Annotated in this window: 17 protein-coding genes, 1 other RNA gene and 1 pseudogene; 1 reads left to right on the forward strand and 18 read right to left on the reverse strand. The window is 35.0% G+C overall.

Annotated features, from left to right (window positions below):
• Positions 1-174: 174 nt before the first annotated feature.
• The 16 genes and pseudogenes from DBX25_RS14635 to secG all read right to left on the reverse strand — a co-directional run bounded on the left by DBX25_RS14635 (position 175) and on the right by secG (position 18177).
• Positions 175-561 carry a hypothetical protein gene (locus DBX25_RS14635; protein ID WP_108671558.1) on the reverse strand — a complete coding sequence of 129 codons (387 nt, stop codon included), beginning with the start codon at positions 559-561 and terminating at the stop codon, positions 175-177.
• An 85-nt stretch (positions 562-646) separates the two neighbouring features.
• Positions 647-910, reverse strand: coding sequence for a hypothetical protein (locus tag DBX25_RS14640; protein WP_108671559.1), 264 nt, complete (start codon positions 908-910; stop codon positions 647-649).
• 210 nt (positions 911-1120) lie between these two features.
• The gene (gene ltrA, locus DBX25_RS14645; protein ID WP_476704054.1) at positions 1121-2932 is read right to left on the reverse strand and encodes a group II intron reverse transcriptase/maturase; all 1812 of its coding nucleotides are present in this window, start codon (positions 2930-2932) and stop codon (positions 1121-1123) included.
• Between the two features lie 893 nt (positions 2933-3825).
• On the reverse strand, positions 3826-4569 hold the full coding sequence (locus DBX25_RS14650) for a hypothetical protein (RefSeq protein ID WP_240620334.1): 744 nt from the start codon (positions 4567-4569) through the stop codon (positions 3826-3828).
• A 27-nt stretch (positions 4570-4596) separates the two neighbouring features.
• Positions 4597-4701 (reverse strand): annotated as a pseudogene (locus tag DBX25_RS21790) (zf-HC2 domain-containing protein); the annotation flags it as partial.
• A complete protein-coding gene (locus DBX25_RS14655; RefSeq protein ID WP_108671561.1) occupies positions 4691-5179 on the reverse strand; it encodes an RNA polymerase sigma factor in 489 nt (162 codons plus the stop codon). The gene DBX25_RS14655 and the pseudogene DBX25_RS21790, both read right to left, overlap by 11 nt.
• Positions 5180-5539: 360 nt before the next feature.
• Complete coding sequence (locus DBX25_RS14660) at positions 5540-7048, reverse strand: TniQ family protein (RefSeq protein WP_108671562.1); 1509 nt, start codon at positions 7046-7048, stop codon at positions 5540-5542.
• A gap of 45 nt (positions 7049-7093) precedes the next feature.
• Positions 7094-8212: a TniB family NTP-binding protein gene (locus DBX25_RS14665; RefSeq protein WP_108671563.1), complete on the reverse strand. Its 1119-nt coding sequence runs from the start codon at positions 8210-8212 to the stop codon at positions 7094-7096.
• Positions 8212-10932: a TnsA endonuclease N-terminal domain-containing protein gene (locus tag DBX25_RS14670; RefSeq protein WP_240620335.1), complete on the reverse strand. Its 2721-nt coding sequence runs from the start codon at positions 10930-10932 to the stop codon at positions 8212-8214. Before DBX25_RS14670 ends, DBX25_RS14665 begins: the two co-directional genes overlap by 1 nt.
• Before the next feature lie 443 nt (positions 10933-11375).
• Positions 11376-11777: a hypothetical protein gene (locus tag DBX25_RS14675; RefSeq protein WP_108671564.1), complete on the reverse strand. Its 402-nt coding sequence runs from the start codon at positions 11775-11777 to the stop codon at positions 11376-11378.
• Positions 11774-13039 (reverse strand): helix-turn-helix domain-containing protein, encoded by a 1266-nt coding sequence (locus tag DBX25_RS14680; RefSeq protein WP_108671565.1) that lies wholly within the window; start codon positions 13037-13039, stop codon positions 11774-11776. Before DBX25_RS14680 ends, DBX25_RS14675 begins: the two co-directional genes overlap by 4 nt.
• Before the next feature lie 475 nt (positions 13040-13514).
• Positions 13515-13876: a transfer-messenger RNA gene (ssrA, locus tag DBX25_RS14685) on the reverse strand.
• Positions 13877-14020: 144 nt separating this feature from the next.
• Positions 14021-14488, reverse strand: a complete 468-nt coding sequence (gene smpB / locus DBX25_RS14690; RefSeq protein WP_108671566.1) for an SsrA-binding protein SmpB — start codon at positions 14486-14488, stop codon at positions 14021-14023.
• Between the two features lie 80 nt (positions 14489-14568).
• Positions 14569-16971, reverse strand: coding sequence for a ribonuclease R (rnr, locus tag DBX25_RS14695; RefSeq protein WP_108671567.1), 2403 nt, complete (start codon positions 16969-16971; stop codon positions 14569-14571).
• A gap of 45 nt (positions 16972-17016) precedes the next feature.
• Positions 17017-17763, reverse strand: coding sequence for an alpha/beta hydrolase (locus DBX25_RS14700; protein WP_108671568.1), 747 nt, complete (start codon positions 17761-17763; stop codon positions 17017-17019).
• Positions 17764-17943: 180 nt separating this feature from the next.
• Complete coding sequence (secG, locus tag DBX25_RS14705; RefSeq protein WP_108671569.1) at positions 17944-18177, reverse strand: preprotein translocase subunit SecG; 234 nt, start codon at positions 18175-18177, stop codon at positions 17944-17946.
• 171 nt (positions 18178-18348) lie between these two features.
• Here secG and DBX25_RS14710 point away from each other — a divergent pair, with 171 nt between their 5' ends.
• Complete coding sequence (locus DBX25_RS14710; RefSeq protein ID WP_108671570.1) at positions 18349-18888, forward strand: hypothetical protein; 540 nt, start codon at positions 18349-18351, stop codon at positions 18886-18888.
• A 35-nt stretch (positions 18889-18923) separates the two neighbouring features.
• Here DBX25_RS14710 and DBX25_RS14715 read toward each other — a convergent pair whose 3' ends face one another.
• Both DBX25_RS14715 and DBX25_RS14720 read right to left on the reverse strand, forming a co-directional pair.
• Complete coding sequence (locus DBX25_RS14715) at positions 18924-19661, reverse strand: amino acid ABC transporter ATP-binding protein (RefSeq protein WP_108671571.1); 738 nt, start codon at positions 19659-19661, stop codon at positions 18924-18926.
• A gap of 20 nt (positions 19662-19681) precedes the next feature.
• The gene (locus DBX25_RS14720; protein WP_108671572.1) at positions 19682-20452 is read right to left on the reverse strand and encodes an amino acid ABC transporter permease; all 771 of its coding nucleotides are present in this window, start codon (positions 20450-20452) and stop codon (positions 19682-19684) included.
• Positions 20453-20482 lie beyond the last annotated feature (30 nt).

Here is a 20482-nt window from a genome sequence, read left to right on the forward strand (position 1 = left end):
TTTGGTATGCGTAAATTTAGTATAGCATGAAAAATTTTAAGATTTAATTGAAAGATATTGACAAACTATTAGCTGGTTTAGTTAAAGAAGAAATTGACGCCAATGTCATATAAGTGAGACAACGCAAAAAAAACTACATCGATTTATATAATCAGGTAGTTTTTTGATTGTACTTTAATTTATTTTTTCTCCATCTTTATTTAAGACAATAATATCAAAAGTTTCTTTCTTCTGAATCAATAATTGTGCCTTTTCAGATTGGAGTATCTCACGAACCGATTTCTCAATATCACTCACATCATTTAAGTTATTGGATACCAAATTTACATAAATCACGCGATTCGGAAAATTTTCCGTGTCAACCTTAATTGAATTTAATGAAAATTCCTTATTCTGTTTCAATAATTTCGCTAACTTTAGTGTCCTTTCAGACAATTCATCGATATATGCTTGTTCAACTTGCTTATTATCAACATCAACTTTGTGACTTGTTCGGTCAATGAGGAATAACGCTACAACAACCAATACAACTATCACAGTACCAATAATACTTTTTTTCAATTGAAGCACCTCCAATAAAAGATATGACTATCTTTATGGGATTATTCACTAACCTGCCCCGTTTGTTAAGTAAATAGCTTCCTATTTATGATCCTTCCACTTCATCTTTATAGTGGTAATGCCAATGATTTACTCCATCCATACCGACCAATTCACCATTTTTATTAAAATAACCAAAGAACTCATCCACTGGAAATTTAAACAATTGATAATTATTGTCCTTCGGTAGATTTACCAGTTGTTCTTTAGCTTTCGTTTCAGTTAAATAGACTCCTATTGGAAAGAAATTTGGAAAGCGATTTCCGTTAAGAGTTACAAATATAACCCAAACATTCTTTGTTGTATTCAAATCTTTACCCCCAGTTTCTTTATATCTCCCTTGTAAATTCGCTGAATTTACCTAATTCACCTTCTTAATACAGATAGGTAAGGGTTTGAAGTTATCGCTCCCTTTTCCCCCTGCTCACACCGTACGTGAGACTTTCATCTCATACGGCGTTCCAACTAAACCAATTTATTCTTTCTATGTATTAAGCAGACGAGTGCTGTTTTTCCAATGTTAGATTATTTCATTTTGACATCTTAATCGAAGTTTATTTACTTTTTCTTTTTGCTTAGAGTTAAGCTTTAAAGAGGCTAGAAGAGTTTCAATTTTAACCTTATCTTTTAGATGAATCAGTTGATGAATAGCTTTATCAACAATAATCAAATTAGAATAGCTATCATCTTTTGAAAGGTGAAATGGGGTAATGTGATGACAATGCCATTCATTAATCCCTAACTCTTCTTCTAATATGGCACATTTACCATATTGGGCAATGAACTTACTGATCCTGTTGTCATTATATTCAATTGATCGACTTGGAATGTAGTTTCTCATGATGTAAGAAAGCATAGTTTTATCAATTGCCTTCAAACTATTGTGTATTCTTGCTCTACCTTCGGTAGTATAGTTACAAGTCTGTTGGGAAAAACAAAGTGTGTTTTTCCACCGTTGTGCATGGATAGGCACAAAAACCATTCCTTGTATCTTGAATAGTTTTGCCTTGTAACCCTTATACCTTTTCTGTAAGGTCTTAGTCATATCATGAAAAATTGCCTCTGTTCTAATATTCTTCAGTTGATTATATAACGTTCTGCGTAAATGAGAGTTTAACTCATTAAGATTAATTGTGATTTGAGTAGCGACAGAGTAATAATTTTGAATCCCCATGACTACAGTATTGAAATTCCAAACAGTCTGTATGCTCGGCTTTTTCTTGACTACTTTTATGGCTTCTTTAATCTTTTGGAATGCATGTCCTTTCGCCTTTTTGGACATATCAGACCTAGCTACATAGCCAAATCTTGTTTTTCCTTTTCTAATTACTTTTATGGAAAAACCAAGAAACTCGGAAGAGTTCTTCTTTAAGTTAATAACCCTAGATTTCTCTTCACTTGTTTCTAGATGTAATCTGTTTTTCAAAAAGTCTTTCACTGCATAATTTATTCTAATTGCCTGTGACCTTGTTCGGCACATTAATTTAAAATCGTCCGCATAGCGGACGATAAAGCACTCTTTCAAAGCTGTTTTCTTTAGGAACTGATACTTACTTCCATTGGTTGAGTATGTATATTTACTTTTAAACGTTTCCCATTGGTCACTGACCCACCAATCCAATTCATTTAATACAATGTTGGATAATAAAGGAGACAGAATTCCTCCTTGCGGGGTTCCTCTGCATGGGATACCTTCTCCTTCTATCTCTGCTTTCAAAAGTCTAGATATAATAGAAAGAAGTGGTTTATCCTTAATACCAAGTGACCATATTTGTTTTAGTAATTTACTATGATTCACGTTGTCAAAGAAACCTTTTATATCTACATCGACACAATGGTAAAGTCCAGCTTGATTGATAAGAAATTCAAGCCTGGTTTTGGCATGATGAGTGCTGCGATTCGGTCTGAATCCATAACTATGTTTATGGAATTTAGCTTCACAAATTGGCTCTAGGATTTGAAGAATACATTGTTGAAAGATTCTATCCCATATCGTTGGAATCCCCAGAGGTCTAGTTTTCCCTTGTCCTTTTGGGATGAAAACACGCCTTACTGTTTGTGGTTCATACCATTTGAACATGACTTGAACCTTCGCTACCACATCTTCCACTGATAAGTGAAGAATATCTTTAATAGTTAACTTATCTGTTCCCGCAGTTTTGCTACCCGAGTTTCGTTTAATGTTTCGGTAGGCAAGTCGTATATTATCTTCAGAACTCATTAAATCCGTTAAGTTATAGAATTGGTAACCACTGACACTTTGAGCGTACAATCTGTCAAAACAATCTTGCATATTGTAATACTCGGCATGTCTCAGTTTCTTCCGTTTCAATAAGTCGGCAACTCCTTTCGGAGTTAAACCTCTTTTAGTCTCACGAGAACCTTATTAATCGTTTAAGAACTGTCTTACATGGTTGAATAAATCTTCATTAGTCTAGTGGCTATCCCTCCATGTGGATTAGACATTTCATTGGTACTGTGCCACCACTTTCACTGATACAAAAGCAAGTTATGCAGTAACTACTATTATTAATGGTTTCCTTGCCACCGTTTCATTAGAAGTAAGTCCTCCACGTTATCAGCTTACAACGTTGAATTATATCTATTATGGAATGAACTTAGGTGCTTCCTTTAAGCCTGTTAGCATTCATACGCCTGTAACGTATCATGGATTTTCATATTAGCTATTTTTACTCATCCACATCCAACCTCACAATTTGGTGATATACACATTTCTATGTATCGCAGTTATAGACCCGTACATTCAGAAGTTCGTCAGTTTAACCATTTCTTTTTGGTTTATTCACATTCTCACCATATTCATTCAACTCAAGCATCATGATTTACACCACCCCCGCGGGTAGGCTTTCGTCAGCCGAACTGGTACGGTAAATTCTCACGCCTTTTCGCCGAGCTTATAACACTATCATTCTTACTAAATCCAGTGCTATTCGACTAAGAGAGAACCCTTCAAGGCGTTACCCCATCATTTGATTCTTCGATATAATCCTTCAGTTCCGAGAGGAACTGTCTAGCTTTTACCAGAGTGATGTGACCACCCTCCATTTAGACTAGAAACATTTCGCACAGTTAAACTGCCCCGTTTCTACAATAGAAGCTCCTTATCGAAACCCCAGTTACTTTCAGTACATTTGTTCACAATATTATATTTCACTTTTTGAATTTATGCCTAAAAGCTCTACGTTAATGATAAATGTTAATATATTATCCCATTACATCTTTAAGACGTTTATTTTGTCTCCTAAGAACTAACCAAAATATTAAAAGAACACTAAATAAAGTAAATAAAAGTATCGGTGCCTGAAAAATACTCCAAGTGTTTGGTCCGTAATAAGTTAATTGGTGATGTTTCTCAACAGTGTGTTCATACGAATTTTTGTATTCATATTGAATGACCCACAGTTTATTCGCCATCACAACAGTTCCTAAATCATAGCCACTAGGAGTAATGGGCTCATTCTTTCTAAGTATTCCTTCGTTCCCAATAACGGTGTCGGCTTTCTTATATTCAATAGGATAGATCGTTGTAGGCTTCTGTTTTACAGAAGCATTTTCCTTTAACCAATCCTCTATATCTGCTGCTGAAAAAACAGCTAACAAATTAAGTTTTTCATTATACTTTTTAAAAATAGTAAGAAGTTGTTTTTCTTCTTTTTCAGTCACTTCTGTTGAGGATCCAAGAATATGAAATACATCATACATAATGGCATCTTTTTCTTTGTCTACTACTTCGAACTCAGATACTTCTTCATTATACTCACTAAATTTTATTATCGAATGAGTTAGAAAAATGAATCCAAACAGCAAGGAGAAAAGTGTAGACAGGAATAAATATTTCGTCAGTTTTTTTTGTTCATTGAAGAATCTGGATACTTTTTGGAAGGGTCTCTTTACTTCCACTTTATACACTTCATCTATCTCAACGGAAATATCAACATCATTTTTCATATTTTCTAATACTTCTCTACATTTTTTACAAGTATTTATGTGTTCCTCAATAAAATGTATACTATCTTGGCTACACAAATGATCAATATAAGATGGCAGTAAATCTCTCACTATATTGCATTTATTGCCCATTGTTATCCTTACCCCTTTCCCTTAATTTCATCTTAGCCCTATAAAAAGTAACTCTCGCCCAGTTTTCATTTTTCAGTTGTATTTCTCCTATTTCTTTGAAACTTAGATCACCTAAGATTCTTAAAAGAAAAACCTCTTTATAAGGTTCTTCAAGTAAGTGTATTATTCTATATAGAGCAATTTTATCTTCCGAATGAATAAGTTTAGCTTCAGGAGAAGTATGTAATGTGTCATCTTGGAACATATCCCTTTGCTGTTTTTTATTACGTTCCAAGTACTTATAATAGGAGTGCTTTGCTATTTGACATAGCCAAACTGACATTTTACATTCACCATTATATCTATCAATGGATTTTACAGCTTGATAGAAGGTTTCTTGCGTTAGTTCTTCTGATAAATCTGAGTTGTGGCAAAGACACATTAGATATTTGAATACTTCTTCAGCATAATTGCAATAAATTTCATCTAGTTCTCCCAAGCCTTTTCCTCCTTTCGTCTATATATCCGATTTAAGCCAATTTCGTTACAAAGAATCTATTAATTTTTATAAATTTTTTTTATGGCAATAGAAAACCACCAAACAAAATGGCGGCTTAAGTATTTTACATTCAACAATATTATTAAAATACCTGCTATTAAACCTGCCCCGTTAGCTTAGTAAGGATTTCAACAAAAAAAAGCGATAAACCCTCATGGATTATCGCCACCGTTAGTTAAATAACATACTTGAGACCAGCAGGTCACTATCATTTAATTAATGTCGTTACACTTCGGTTTGCAGCAATAGTGCACCTAGACACCCAAAGTACCCTACGATTACGAGGATTAAAAACCAACATTATTTATAACCTAATAAAGCTAATTCTCCTTTCCAAACCTTCCTTATTTCTGGATCCAATAAATAATTTGGATTGGATAATTTTTTCCTTAATGCTTTATCACTTGGATAAATACCATTTTTATGTAAATCTAAAATAACTTCTTTTAATTCTTTTTTTATGTTTTCAGATTTATTAGTATTTAGCTTTTTTACATAACTTCTACGCTGATCGATGAGTTTCTTTGATAGTTCTGGGCAATAATATTTTGCTATAGCTTCTGATATTCCAAAATCTTTGGAAAACTGATACAAACTTACTGGTGGTTCCATGTCTAAAGCAACTAGTAAGTTCCGTTTTATCGCTTCCTTCTTCTGCTTTTCTAATTCTTTTTTATTTTTTAAGTTATTTTTATTAATCTCCTCACACAATTCAGGAAAATACTTCTTTGCTGTCATTATGTTAAAGCTTTTTGCTTCACAGAGTTTTTTAAGACTCTTATAGTAATTATTCTTTATTTCCTCCCTAAATTCTTTTTCCATTTCATTCAAATTAAATACTCGCTTTCTATTAATCACAGTCTTTTTGATATCTTTTATTTCAAGATTTAAATCATCTTTTAAACTATTAGCAATCAATTCATAGATTGATAGATTAATTTGATTATAGATTTTAAATATACAATCGATAGAAGGCTTACTTTTATTACTAATCCATTGTTGCATTAAAGTAGGATGCAAACCTAAGAAATTACCAAATTCATTGATACTACGAAAATTGTTAACATCCATGATTTTTTTAAGTATATATCCTATTCGTTGTTTAGTAGGATTTGTGTTTAAATTCTGGCCTTTAGCAATTAATGTCTTGAAGGTGTCTAATAAGAATTGTTGATATTTTAAATTGTCAACATTGGTAGTTTGACTTTTATAACCTAACCAATTTAAACAGTACTGACAATGACCAACAATAAAGTTAGCATGTAAGAAGTTCAGTTTCTTTCCACATATTAGACAACTATCTTCTAAAAGTACCTGATGCTTGTCACATATGTTGATCCCTTTAATGTACCAGATTAGTGGTTCATAAATTTCACTACCATTATTTTTTGCTTCATCTAAACAATTAGGACACCATTTCCTAGATTCTCCTATGACATTATTCGAAAATAGACCCGACCATGAATTCATCGTTAAGAAAATTAAGTCGTTTCTAGTTGTTAACTCTTCTAAGGCAGAAACATATTCAAGACTAATTGAACTATTTCCATTAATGTACTTAGTTTTTGGACCAATGCTGCCATTCATAAAGGAATTTTTTCGGCTTTCTGTTTTAATAAAAGGAATAAAAGTTTTGCATACCAATGTAGTTAAATTCATACTATGACATTCTGCTAACCTAGAAATATAACTGGTTAAACTTTCTACATAAGGAGTACCCATGCCAATAGGTTCTAAGTTATATAATTTACTCCTTGGAGGTACATTTATCTCGTCCAAATCAAAGTCAACATAATTAACTGGAATCATATTTGTCCCCCCACTTTTTTCAACCGTGGGACTGATTACATATTTTTAAAAATCAGTCCCTGTCTTATCCCTTTTTGGTTTCCTCTCTCCAGGCTTCCTATTAGTGTTCTTTTTCGGTTTTTCCTCTTCATCTTCTTGATCCAACTTTAACCAAGCATCGAGCTTCCGTTCCTTCTCATCTCTTTTTTCAGTTAGATTATTTTCTCCTGTAGTAATTTCTAATGCCATTGTGTATGCTTGATCAATTGTTGGTTCAAATTTTATAAAATCACTGATTGTTAAAGTTTTAGTTCCCTCATCAGATTTCATTTTATAATGGTAGGTATCGTACAACCAATCCCTAAGAGTACCGACACATCCTATCGTGTGTTTATAAAAATATTTCCATTCATCAGTAAGATTAGGTTCTTGGTGCAAAGGAAATGCCTTTTGAAAAACCCAAAGAACATTTTTGAAAGCATCCATATCCTCTTTTTTTTGCGAATTATACCTTGGAAAATGAATATCATTTGTCCTTCTTCCTAATTGGCCATTTATATTTCTAAAACTTTGTAACTCATATGTTCCAAACAAAATTATTGGGATCCCAAATTTTGAAGCTAATGATTTTATTGCGTCCATATGATTTCTTAATCCTTTTGAAGTGCCTACCTTAGTCATATGTTGAGCTTCATCTATTAAAATAATTTTTACTTTTCGGCATCTAATTGCATTTTCCAGGGCCTTACGTAACTTCCTCTTTGTTTTTTCGTTTGGATTATTCGGTACTTCTACACCAATCTCATTTAAGGGCAATCTCTTTTGATCAATTAAAATGTCCCCAAGTTCATCTAATGACTCAGAATAAAAATTAATCCAGTCAAACTTGCCATCTTCATTGGCGAATGCTTCTACGGCTAAAATTGGAATCAAACCTAAGTCCTTTTTCATTTCCTCGTCGTACCTTCTTAGATATTCATTCCTTACTTTTTTAAATAAAGTAGATTTACCTACACCACTTGGACCATAGACCAATAAGACTTTTTTATCTGCAACTTCAATTTTATCCATTAAATCATTATAAGAATTAACTAGTGTTGGATGAGCAACACTTTTCTTTTTAAAGTAATTGATTCTGTCATCAACTGATTGGAACAATATTTCTTTTGGAAAATTTTTATCCATTAGAAAAACTCCCCATACATTTCGAATTGTGAATTATTTTCGGTTTTTTTATGTTCGGTTTTAGTCGGTGAAGTAACTTTATTAGTTTTTGATGTAGGTTTTACTTCTTCATAATCAATATGATTATAATTAGAATTTTTGCTTTTACCTCCATCAATTACCCTCAATGACCTCTTTAGAGCTTCATCTTTCAACCTTTGAGTTTCCAATAGTTCATGCGATTCTGCTTTGGCCAAAAATTTTGCTAATTCAGAGGCTGAAACTCCATTAATTTTTTCTTTCGTGGTTTCTTTCTTTCTCCTCTTTATTTCTGCGGTAGCAAGTTGTATTTCCTTCGCAGATTTCCCTTCGAACTCCAACTCATATTGTGAATGAAGTGTTACCCAGTAATTTCCAACATAAGCATATGCCTTACTATAATCAAAGGGGTCATACCTTACAGGGATTTGTTTTCCCTCAACCGATGGATTGTTCAACTCATATGAATTATAATAGCAGTTATTAATTTTTACTCCCTGGCCTGGTTGAACTTTAGCTGTCTCTTTGGTTGTTGTTGGGAGAGTAAGCATCTCAAAGTTTGCATCATACCTAATATATGTTTGCTTTCTTTCACCAGTTTTTCTTACATTTTGTTGATAAGCATCTCGAGGACTTTGATCAAGACTAGTGTGAGGCTGTTGATCATAAATCTCATAAAACCAATTGTATAAATATTCATATAATACTTCTAAAGTCCAGATAGCTAAATTACGAGGGTCAAATTCTTTTGTCATTTGACGAACTAATTTGGATAATTGAGTGTTGCCTGCTAAATTGTTAATAAACACGGTATTTGTTGTGCCAAACAGTCTCTCACAAACAGCTCCAAACTTTGGTTTAGCACCTGGTCGTATTTTTTTATGACAATCGTTGCTTGCTAGCAAAGTATCAAAATATGTACTTTGGAAATCCTTTCCTCCATCTACTACAAGAGTTTTTGGAAGTCGGGAGTATTTTCTTACACATTCCCTAATCGTATTCATGCAAGACCTATATGATGGGGCATCATAGGTTAAATAAAAAGCTAATACTCTTCGTGAAAAGGCATCTATTAGTAAAGTTAACCACGGTTTCCCCAATTTTTTCTGAGTCTTAGAGCAGATAAGTTGAATGTCAAGTTCGGTATGGTCTATATGTGCAATTTCAAAAGGTCTGGTACCATGTCTAGGTGTCGTAAGTGATAATTCCAAAAAAAATGGCTCTTTATCATATGCAGCTTTTGGTCCCCGTCGTTTTAAATCTTGCTCATAGCTGGAACGCTTCTCAATTGCCTTAAAGAATGTTTTGTTGCTAGGAGGATCAAACCCGTTTTCAATACACTTATCTCTAAATGAATTGTAAACTGAAGATTTATTTCGTTGTTTTTTATCCTCATATACTTCAGTTACATATTTTTCCATTAATTTAATCACTTTGCTGTTTAAGCGCTCTGTTTTATTCCCTTTTTTATGATTTTTTGAAATAAACGCATAAAAGCCTCTTCCGTATTCTTTTTCGGCTTTTTTGAATTTTTGGTTCCAATGTCTTAAAGTCCTTGGTGAAACACCTACAGACTCGCCATTCATATGAAGTTTGTACTTATTGTACTTCTCATTAGCTTCGGCTAAATCCTCTGGACTTGCTGTCATAATAATATCCATTAAGTCTGACTCTTCATATCCCGTTGACTTTTCATTATCTAAAGATTTAATACTACCCATCTTGATTAACTCTTCGAATGCTTTTAACGGTAATGGAATAATCTTTTCAGCTTCATCTAAAAGAGTGATTTCTGTCTCTCCCATATTTATCACTGTCCATAGATTTCCATTCCAAAGAATCTTTTTACCGACTTCCACATTCACCACATTATCGAGATTGCCATTTCCTTTGTTGCTTTTTGAATCTTCAGCATTCAATATTGCCTCGGCAGTTTCCTTATTAATATACAAAGGAAACTTGTTGAAATTTATAATGAGAAAACGCTCAAGATCGACATATATTTCACCCAGTACAATTAATTTGTAAATATCATCAGCAGTAAACGCAGGATTACTAACGGATAACAAATCATCCAAAGTAATATTTGGTGCAGATTGTATATAACTTAGAATAATGTTTCGACTAGTTAAAGAAACCTTAGGATTTTCTTCTAAAAGATAATCTTCTAAAAAACGAATATTATTTTGTAAATTCCAGTTAATTTCTTTAGAGCATCGAATCCTAAAAGAAAGTCCCTTTTTCTTTGCAAACTCCTCTACTGGTGGACATCTCCATTGTCCATTTTCATCCAGACAATATCTCTCTGGTGATTCTTCAATTAACTTGGATAGCTCTTTCTCCGTTTTCCACTCTTCCCAACCGATAAAGTTCTCTGAAATGACAAAAAAATCAGCTGTATATCTATGACCTCTATTTTTACCGTCTTTAATATAATTAATGGTAAACCCTTCAGGTTGGTCGTAATACTCATAAACGTTTTTATCAAACTCCATTGAATAGATTCCACTCAGTTCCAGTGTATGGCTTTCGAATTGAATGGTTAATCCCATCTTTTTGCTAGAATAGAACCCTCTTACATTACCCTTCCCACTTCGAACTCTACGTGATGGTTCTGAATTTCTGATATTGTTATTGATATAAATTTTAGTTTCATCAATGATTCCCTTATCTTTGCAAAACAGATCAAAATCATTAATCACATATGATTCCCCTTTCTTTAAAAAGTCTAGGAAGCTTAATCTACTTATCATCCATGTATGCATATATATATAATTAGTATTTAAAGGATCGTATTTCCCCATAATCCTTTCAGCATTCGCACTGGGGCTAAGATTCTCATTTGAGTGGTAGTAATTATTGTTTACTATTACTACTTTACCAAGAATTATTTCAGTCTCCACCTGAGGTAAAGTTAACAAAATGAATTTATCATTACACAAAAATCTCTTTGGCAATCTCCTTGAATTAAAGATTCCTCTAGGACTCTACCCCAAAAATAGAATTTCTTGTTGATTGTAAACGTCATACAATATAGTTGAAACTGTTTTTTCTAGAATGTTTAAATAGCATGTTGGTGCACAACGTTCTTTCCTTAAATACTTGTCCTGATTCAAGTTATTGAAATGGAATTTTACTAAATTAGTTAACAATCTCTCGTAAATTGAAAATTCATTTTTTGGAATAGTTTACTTTTAATATCTAAAGCAACTATTAATTTGTCTAAATTTTCACTCTGAAACCTTTTAGCATCACATTTCAGTAAAGTTTTAGGGATCATTGAATTTTTTCTTACAGACTCTCTTAGAGTCATCATGATTGATACATAGGATGGGGGCTCAATTGACAAGTAATATGCAAGAACCCTTCTAGAGTAAACATCAATTAAGAGAGTCAACCACGGTCTCCCAAGATAATTCTTGGTAACTGGGCAGATTACTTCTATATCAAGGCAAATGTGGTCTATCACGGCTTTTTCCATTGGTTTTTGACTAAACATTGCTCCATAAAGAAATGAAACTGAGGCTTTTCGATTTTTGAAAGTCATATTGATAACTCCTTTTTTAATTTATTCCACTTTTCTTGTAATGTTTTTTCCTTAAGAAATCCGGAACCTAATATACCTTCTACTTGTCTTCTACTGGGATATATCCCTTTTTGAAGCAATATACGAAATGCTTCCTCAAGTCTTGTTATTTTTAAAAGTGCATTTTCTTCCCTTTTTGTTTGTTGATATGAAATATAAATTTCCTTAATTTTTTCACACTCTGTTTTATACATTCTTGAAAGCAACTTTCTGTCACATCCAAGTTTCCTTGCAAGAGTACTCAGAGATATTGGTTCTTTATCAGCAATGACTTTAATTAAAGTATTTCTTATCACATCATGGTTGTGTTCTTCCTTTGCTTTTGCGGAACTATTGGATATTCCAATATCCTTAACGCTCTGCTCTTTTTGAAGGAACTCGGTTATTGTAATACCAAAGCCTTTGCATAGTTGAAGCAGATAGTCAATACTTGGGATGCTTTCTCCAGACAACCATAATACAAACGTTGTTTTAGGTATTTTTAGTTGCTTAGCAGCTCTAATAGGAGAACAATCAAACATTTCTTTTACATAAAAATTGATCGATTCACGTAAAGAGATACTAGCTACATCTAAATGGCTTTGAGCCAATAGTTCACCTATCAGTAATACATTTGATAAAAGTTCATCTACATTACATAATGATTCTTTATAAGTTGAAAAAGAACCTAACCATTGTCCACATCGCGAACAATAACCAGGGAATGTGTTCCTATTTATTATTGGAACTGATTTATTGCAATTTCCACAAATATCCAAAATCGGTCTTTTATGTTTCAAACATATAAAAACGGTTTGAAAGCTCCATATCAAAGGATCATAAATAACCTCACCATTTTCCCTTGACTCCTCATAACAAATTGGACACCATGATTTGGTTTTCTTTAATAACCCTCTACTCGTAAGGATATTTGACCATTTTTGTAGTGTTGTTAAACATAAATCAGATCTTCCTGTCAATTTATTTGTTAGGTCACTAAACTCACAAGCTAATTTACCTACCCCATTAATACCAATTGCCGAATCAAAAAAGCCATTTCCACCATGTTTTGAAACTTTTACTAAATATTCTTTTTTTAACAATGGTGAGTAAATTCTCGAAATTAGACTACCTGTCGCGACACAATGCGCTTCAGCTAACCTTGAAATATAACTGGTTAACGACTCAACAAATGGAGTTCCAATCCCTATCGGATCAAGGTTATACAAAATACTTCTTTCCATTATTTTCTACCCCCACTTTCGGGGGTATTATTTGTAAAAAAAAGTATTCTATACATTAAATAAAAATATAGGGTATTAAGTGAAGATTAATCCTTCTGTTTCAAGTTGATAATCCCTAAACTCGTGGAAAACATTCTTCCCAGTACCAGCAAAACAAAAATTAGAAATATTTTTTGCAATGTCGGTTTCAATTTAGAACTCTAATAAAATCGTTATATCTAAAACTGTCCCCCTTTTTGATTAAACAACAAAAAAGCACCACTAATAAAACGATGCAGGTACGTAACCCATCGTATATTAGCGGTGCTTCCGCATATTTGAGTTATTAAGTTGTTTAAGTAAATTATTAATAAAGCTAGTCTTACATATTTTGAAGCATATTCTTGCCATAAGTTTTTTGAAGCATAACGTTGCCAAAACGGCAAGTTTATGGTTCAAGTCACAAAAAATAAACAATTAACCACCAAATTATGTATGGTGGAGACGGTGGGAGTCGAACCCACGTCCAGAAACATCGCCACTTAAGCTTCTACGAGTGTAGTCGACATATTAGCATTTCGCTAACTCTTATGCCTATCGACAGGCGTCGGAGTAGCTAGTCTGGTTGTTCTCTTCCTTCATCCTCAGACGGTGGAATCCGGCGTAGCCCACTTAGAGTGAGTCCCTTACCCTACCACATGGGCAATGGAGGGAGGAACCGCAATCAACTGTTATTAAGCAGCGAAAGCGAAGTTGTTGTTTTGTTTGCCAGTTATTGGCTTTGACGTTTTAACGAGGCCGATCCCCTCGACTCGCAACCTAAGCTCGAACTATCCCTGTCGAATCCGTAACGTCCCCATGATAAGAATGGAGCGATAGGATGATGAATAGCAAGCAAAGTGCTGTGCATATTCAGTTGTCATCTACAAGAGTTATTATAACACATCTGACATAAGATGCAATTGTAACATCCTGTAAACCAATGTAAGGAATGGAAATATCCTATGTTTTCTGACGATCACGGAAGGCACGTTCAATTTCACGCTTCGCTTCTTTTTTCTTTAAGTCCTCACGTTTGTCATATTGTTTTTTACCCTTACCAAGACCAATTAAAACCTTAGCAAATCCATTTTTCAAATACATTTTTAACGGGACAAGCGTATATCCTGCTTCTTTTGTTTCACCAATTAGCTTATTGATCTCTCTACGGTGTAATAATAACTTTCTCGTACGTAAAGGATCATGATTATAACGATTCCCTTGCTCGTACGGACTAACGTGCATATTATAAAGGTACAGCTCACCATTATGAATTCTAGCATACGAATCCTTTAAATTCGCTTTTCCTTTTCGAATGGACTTAATTTCAGTCCCTTGAAGAACAATTCCCGCTTCATATGTTTCTTCAATAAAAAAGTCATGGTAGGCTTTTTTATTTTGTGCAACTTGTTTGCCTTCTCCTTTTGGCATCTTACCCACTCCCTGAACTGATTGTCTCTATGATAGCATGAGAGCCCGAATTTTTAATACTCAGGCTCTCTTTATTCCATTTATCTCTTCTTTGGTTTCTTTTTACGTTTAGCGGCGGGGGCATTTTCAAAGAATTTTTTCTTCTTTCTTGGTTTTCGTTCAGAAGAGTTGCCACCATTAGCGTCATCTTTCCGACGATCTTGACCTTGGCCACGACTTTGACCGCTACCTTGGCTTTTCCCTCTGCCGTTACGATCACTACTCTTTGAACCACCACGACTTGATCTGTCACCCGATCTTGTTTTGAAAACACGGGTTTCATTCGTTTCGCGTCGACGATTATTCTTCATTCCAGCTACTTCAAAGTCAATTGCACGTTCGTCTTTATTAACGTTTGTGACTCTGACTGTAATTTCATCCCCAATTCGAAATACCTTTGCTGTACGTTCCCCAATCATCGCCAAATGACGCTCATCAAATCGATAATAATCATCATTCATGGCACTTACATGGATTAAACCTTCAATTGTGTTTTCCAATTCGACGAACATACCAAAGTTTGTAACTGAGCTGATAACGCCATCGTACTCCTGACCAATTTTGTCCAACATATACTCCGCTTTTTTCAGATCGTCTGTCTCACGCTCAGCATCGACAGCACGTCTTTCTCTGTTGGATGTATGGTCGGCAATATCAGGTAATAGTGCATTCCATTTTGCTCTAGTTTGTTCATCCACTTTTCCTTCAATTAAGTATGTCCGAATCAATCTATGAACAATTAAATCCGGATAACGGCGGATTGGGGATGTGAAGTGTGTATAGAATTCCGTTGAAAGTCCGAAGTGACCAAGACTGTCCGGATAATATTTAGCTTGTTGCATGGAACGTAACAAGACTGTAGAAATAACCGTTTCTTCAGGTTTCCCTTCTACTGCCTCGATGATTTCCTGTAACGCCCGTGGATGGACGTCGTTGGCTTTCCCTTTTACCACATAACCAAAATTCGTAATGAATTCAAAGAATCGCTGTAGTTTTTCTTCCTTTGGATCTTCATGGATACGATAAATGAAAGGTACATCCATCCAATGGAAATGCTCTGCAACCGTTTCGTTAGCAACTAGCATGAATTCCTCAATTAATTTCTCTGCTACAGAACGTTCTCGTAATACAACATCTGTTGGTTCGCCATCTTCATTAACTAGGACCTTCGATTCTTTAAAATCAAAGTCGATGGCACCACGATGCATCCTCTTTGAGCGAAGAATGGCTGCTAGCTTTTCCATTTCTTCAAACATTGGAACTATAGGTTCATATTTCTCCCGTAGCTCTTCATCTTTATCTACGAGTATTTTATTGACATCTGAATAAGTCATTCGTTCTGTCGTTTTAATGACACTTTCGAAAATTTCATGTTTAACGACGGTTCCCGTTTCATCAATTTCCATATCACATGACAGAGTAAATCGGTTCACCTTTGGATTTAAAGAACAAATCCCATTTGATAGACGGTGAGGAATCATCGGAATCACTCGGTCTACTAAATAAACACTGGTTCCGCGTTCATAAGCTTCCTGGTCAATTGGAGAGCCTTCCTTCACGTAATGGGTCACGTCTGCTATATGTACACCAAGTTTGTAATTACCGTTTTCTAGTTTCACAACGGTAACAGCATCATCAAGGTCTTTAGCATCCGCACCATCAATCGTGACGATAACTTCGTTACGAAGGTCTCTTCTGTTCCCTATATCTTCTTCATTAATGGAATCTGGCACGCTTTGTGCTTGATCAATGACCTCATCCGGAAATTCGAGCGGCAATCCATGCTGGTGGATGACAGAAAGAATATCTACACCCGGATCATTTTTATGGCCAAGAATTTGGACAACTTCCCCTTCAGCACTCACTCTGCCTTCAGGATAAGCCGTTAACTTCACGACTACCTTATGCCCTTCAACAGCACCCATAGATGCTGCCTTAGGGATAAAGATGTCATTGACTACCTTTTTATCATCTGGGATAACAAAGCCGAAATGCTTACTTTCAACATAAGTACCAACGAGTTCAGTCAGACCACGCTCGATAATTTTTTCAATAGTACCTTCACGTCTTGAACCTGAGCTTTCAGAAGAAACACGAACGAGAACGATATCTCCGTGCATTGCATTCTTCATGTCTCCAGGTGGGATAAAAATATCATCCATCCCTGGCTCCTCCGAAAGCACAAATGCAAACCCTTTAGCATGGGCTGACAGTTTTCCTCGAACTAAATTTAATTTTTCCGGAAGACCATAGCGATTGCTTCTTGTTCGAATAACAAGTCCCTTTTCTTCCATCTTCACAAGTGCCTTCACAAAGTCTTTAAAGTCAGCAGAATCTTCGATATGCAAAGCTTCCTCTAACTCTTGAACTGACATAGGTTTATATGCTTCTTTTTTCATATATTCAAGAAGCCTATCAATATGGTGTTTCATGTTTTCATCCATATAAAATCCCTCCTTTAGAGGATATATGCTGTCGGAAGGATTGAATTATTCCTCCCAGTCCAACTTTTCTAGAAATTGATAAACATCTTCATGCAATTGTTCACGTTCTTTATCGAGGGTGATGACATGCCCTGATTCTTCATACCATTTAATTTCCTTCAAATCTGATTGAACTTCATTGAAAATGATGTTGGCACTGTCTGTGTTAATCATTGCGTCATGTCTTGCTTGAACGACAAAGGTCGGCGCATAGATTTCATCCACATGTTTCCTTACATCGGCAATCAACTCTTGAAGAGCCTTTAATGTATTCATCGGTGTCCTAGAGAATTCCGCCATCTCCTGATCAATTTGTTCTGAAGATTTACCTTCTCTTCTTTTATATTCTCTTGCGTACTCTAATACTCCTTCGTACATCACTTCTTCACTTTTTATATACATAGGCGCACACATTGGTACAATACCCTTTATAGGTACAGTGTAACCTAATTTCAAGGAAAATACGCCGCCAAGCGAAAGTCCTGCTACCGCAATTTCTTTATGTCCTTTATTTTTTAAAAAGTCGTATGCCATCATGACATCTTTCCACCAATTATTTGGTCCAGTATGCACGAGTTCTTCTGGTGGAACACCATGCCCTTTATATTGTGGAGCATGACATGTATATCCCTTTGACTCTAAAAAACGTCCAAGCATTCTTACGTCAGCAGAATTCCCAGTAAACCCATGTAACAACAATACAGCCCTTTTCCCACCCTCGAACGTGAATGGTTGTGGCATCTTGATTTTCATATTCTTCTACTCCTTTAAATCTGGTCCTACTTGTTAAGGTTATATGACTTTATTATGACCCAATTCACCCTAAAATGTGAAATATAGGGCTTTTTAAAAAATTAATCAAACGTTTGATTAATTTAATATCAATATAAAAACCCGGCAATTACGCCGGGTTTTTGCTTTACTGATAAGCTATTAAGCACCGAAGTACGAAACAGCGATTGTTAAAACGAAGAATAATACAGACAATACGATTGTTACTCTGTGTAGAACTAAATCGATGCCGCGAGCTTTTTGTTTTCCAAATAGCTGTTCAGCACCACCTGAAATCGCACCAGATAATCCAGCACTCTTACCAGATTGAAGCAAAACACTAACGATAAGTCCGATACTAACTAATACAAGAAGAACTACTAAAAATGTGTGCATGCAGTTCCACCTCCTGATCCTGTAAGCAATTATAATTAATGTACCATACAATCTCCTATTCCACAATGCTTGTTTTACACGTTACCCACTAAGGCTAATATTTGAGAAAAAGACTTCTATGGGGTTATTAGGGTATAATGATGAAAAAGTTGGAAAAGGAGTGAAAATGACATGTTTATGAAAATCATTAGGCAAATTGATGGACTAAATACGATGTTAGCCGTATTAGGTGCAATAGCGATTCTTTTCATCGATTTTAATATAGTAGAAGGAATTCTATTGGTTATCGCAAGTCTTTTGCTTCTTCTATCTAAGTATCGACCACTGCGTTCTGTTATTTTCTTTTCTTATGTAAGCAGTATTGCATTTCTAGGAAATTTGTTTTTAAGAACGACAGAAGAAACGAATAACTCTACCATTTGGCTTCCGTCGAGTATAACAACTGTTATCATATTTGCCATTGTTATCGCAGCCATTGCCTCTCTAAGTCGATTTGGGACAACAACTCTTTCGTTCATATGGCTGGCGTTGCACCTACTTATTTTTATTTCTAGTTTACAAATGGGCCACTTCATCCAATCTTTTTGGAGCTTCAATTCACAGTTTCTAGCCATTCATCAATATTATCCATTTTTAATTATGAGCATGTTAATTGGCGTTTTTCTTGAGAAATTCCAATTAGAGATGATTCGTGAATATCGCAATAGGTAAATTTTGAGGATGACCCATTAATCGGGTCATCCTCACTATACTTTCAAAGTTCTTTTTAGGAATTCCTTTGTTCGTTCTTGAGTAGGATGGTTGAAAATTTGTTCAGGGTTGCCCTCTTCTGCAATCACACCTTTATCCATGAACACTACTCTATCCGATACTTCCTTCGCAAATTCCATTTCATGAGTAACAATGAGCATCGTCAAACCAGATTCTGCAAGCTCCTTCATAACTTTAAGAACTTCTCCTACCATTTCAGGGTCGAGAGCAGATGTTGGTTCATCAAATAGCATCACATCTGGTTCCATGGATAAAGCTCTCGCGATTGCCACACGTTGTTTTTGTCCACCTGATAATTGCTTGGGCTTGGCGTTAATATATCGATCCATTCCCACCGTTTTCAGGTACTTCATAGCCACATTTTCAGCCTCTTCTTTGGAGCGTTTCAATACCTTGATTTGTCCCACTATACAGTTACTCAATACATTATGATTATTGAACAGGTTAAACTGTTGAAATACCATTCCTAAATTTTTACGGTATGTGGGAATATCATGTTTATCATCCAAGATATTTTCACCTTTATAGATGATTTGCCCACCTGATGGCTTTTCTAGCAGGTTAATACATCTCAAAAGTGTCGATTTTCCCGATCCAGAAGAGCCGATGATACTCACCACTTCTCCCTTATTCACTGAAAAATTAATATCTTTTAATACTTCATTCGAACCAAAGGATTTGTTCAGATGTTGGATATCTATAATTTTTTCCACGTGATCTCCTCCTTCTTCTCTTATTGATGTTCACTTTTCAAGTTCGTTGTCTGAACTGGTGAATATAGTTGCTCTGGATTTCCGATTACAGTAAAGTTATCCGGACCGTCTAATTTACGCTCAAAATAACGCAGGATTCTAGTAACCATAAAGGTCATGACAAAGTAAATCATACATGCGACAAAGAACGATTCAAAATACCTGAAATTGTTTCCTGCCACTGATTTTGTTAGAAAATATAATTCCGTTACAGAAATTACGTTAAGAACTGATGTATCTTTAATATTGATGACAAATTGGTTCCCCGTTGCTGGAAGAATATTACGAATAACTTGTGGAAGAATGACGTTAAACATCGTTTGAAAATGGTTCATCCCAATGGCATGCGCGGCTTCAAATTGCCCTTTATCTATGGAAACAATTCCTCCACGGACAATTTCAGCCATGTAAGCACCTGTATTGATTGAAACTACTATAATTGCCGCCACTAAAATATTCATATCGAGTCCAAATGCCAAGGCTGATCCATAATATATAACCATGGCTTGTACGATCATTGGTGTGCCTCGGAAAAATTCTATATAAATCGAAAGAATGATATTAATCACTTTAAGGATTAGTTTTTTAGGTCCTTTTTCTGGTTCTGGAATCGTCCGGACAACTCCCGCTAACAAACCAATTGCTGCTCCTATTAAAGTACCTATCAGTGCGATAAGAAGTGTTAGACCTGCTCCGCGAAGGAACATTTGCCAGTTCTCTGCTACTATTTTCACGATCCACTCGAAGCTCATCTTTCTGTCTCCTTTCTAACTATAAGACCG

The sequence above is a fragment of the Peribacillus acanthi genome (assembly GCF_003073175.1).
Lineage (GTDB): Bacteria > Bacillota > Bacilli > Bacillales > DSM-1321 > Bacillus_BN > Bacillus_BN acanthi.

Coding starts and splice junctions, on each gene's coding strand:
- smpB (WP_108671566.1), bottom strand. CDS start 14,488: ATGCCAAAAGGAGAAGGCAAACAAGTTGCACAAAATAAAAAAGCCTAC.
- DBX25_RS14660 (WP_108671562.1), bottom strand. CDS start 7,048: ATGATTCCAGTTAATTATGTTGACTTTGATTTGGACGAGATAAATGTA.
- DBX25_RS14720 (WP_108671572.1), bottom strand. CDS start 20,452: ATGAGCTTCGAGTGGATCGTGAAAATAGTAGCAGAGAACTGGCAAATG.
- rnr (WP_108671567.1), bottom strand. CDS start 16,971: ATGGATGAAAACATGAAACACCATATTGATAGGCTTCTTGAATATATG.
- DBX25_RS14700 (WP_108671568.1), bottom strand. CDS start 17,763: ATGAAAATCAAGATGCCACAACCATTCACGTTCGAGGGTGGGAAAAGG.
- DBX25_RS14710 (WP_108671570.1), top strand. CDS start 18,349: ATGTTTATGAAAATCATTAGGCAAATTGATGGACTAAATACGATGTTA.
- DBX25_RS14650 (WP_240620334.1), bottom strand. CDS start 4,569: ATGAAAAATGATGTTGATATTTCCGTTGAGATAGATGAAGTGTATAAA.
- DBX25_RS14665 (WP_108671563.1), bottom strand. CDS start 8,212: ATGGATAAAAATTTTCCAAAAGAAATATTGTTCCAATCAGTTGATGAC.
- DBX25_RS14680 (WP_108671565.1), bottom strand. CDS start 13,039: ATGGAAAGAAGTATTTTGTATAACCTTGATCCGATAGGGATTGGAACT.
- secG (WP_108671569.1), bottom strand. CDS start 18,177: ATGCACACATTTTTAGTAGTTCTTCTTGTATTAGTTAGTATCGGACTT.
- DBX25_RS14675 (WP_108671564.1), bottom strand. CDS start 11,777: ATGACTTTCAAAAATCGAAAAGCCTCAGTTTCATTTCTTTATGGAGCA.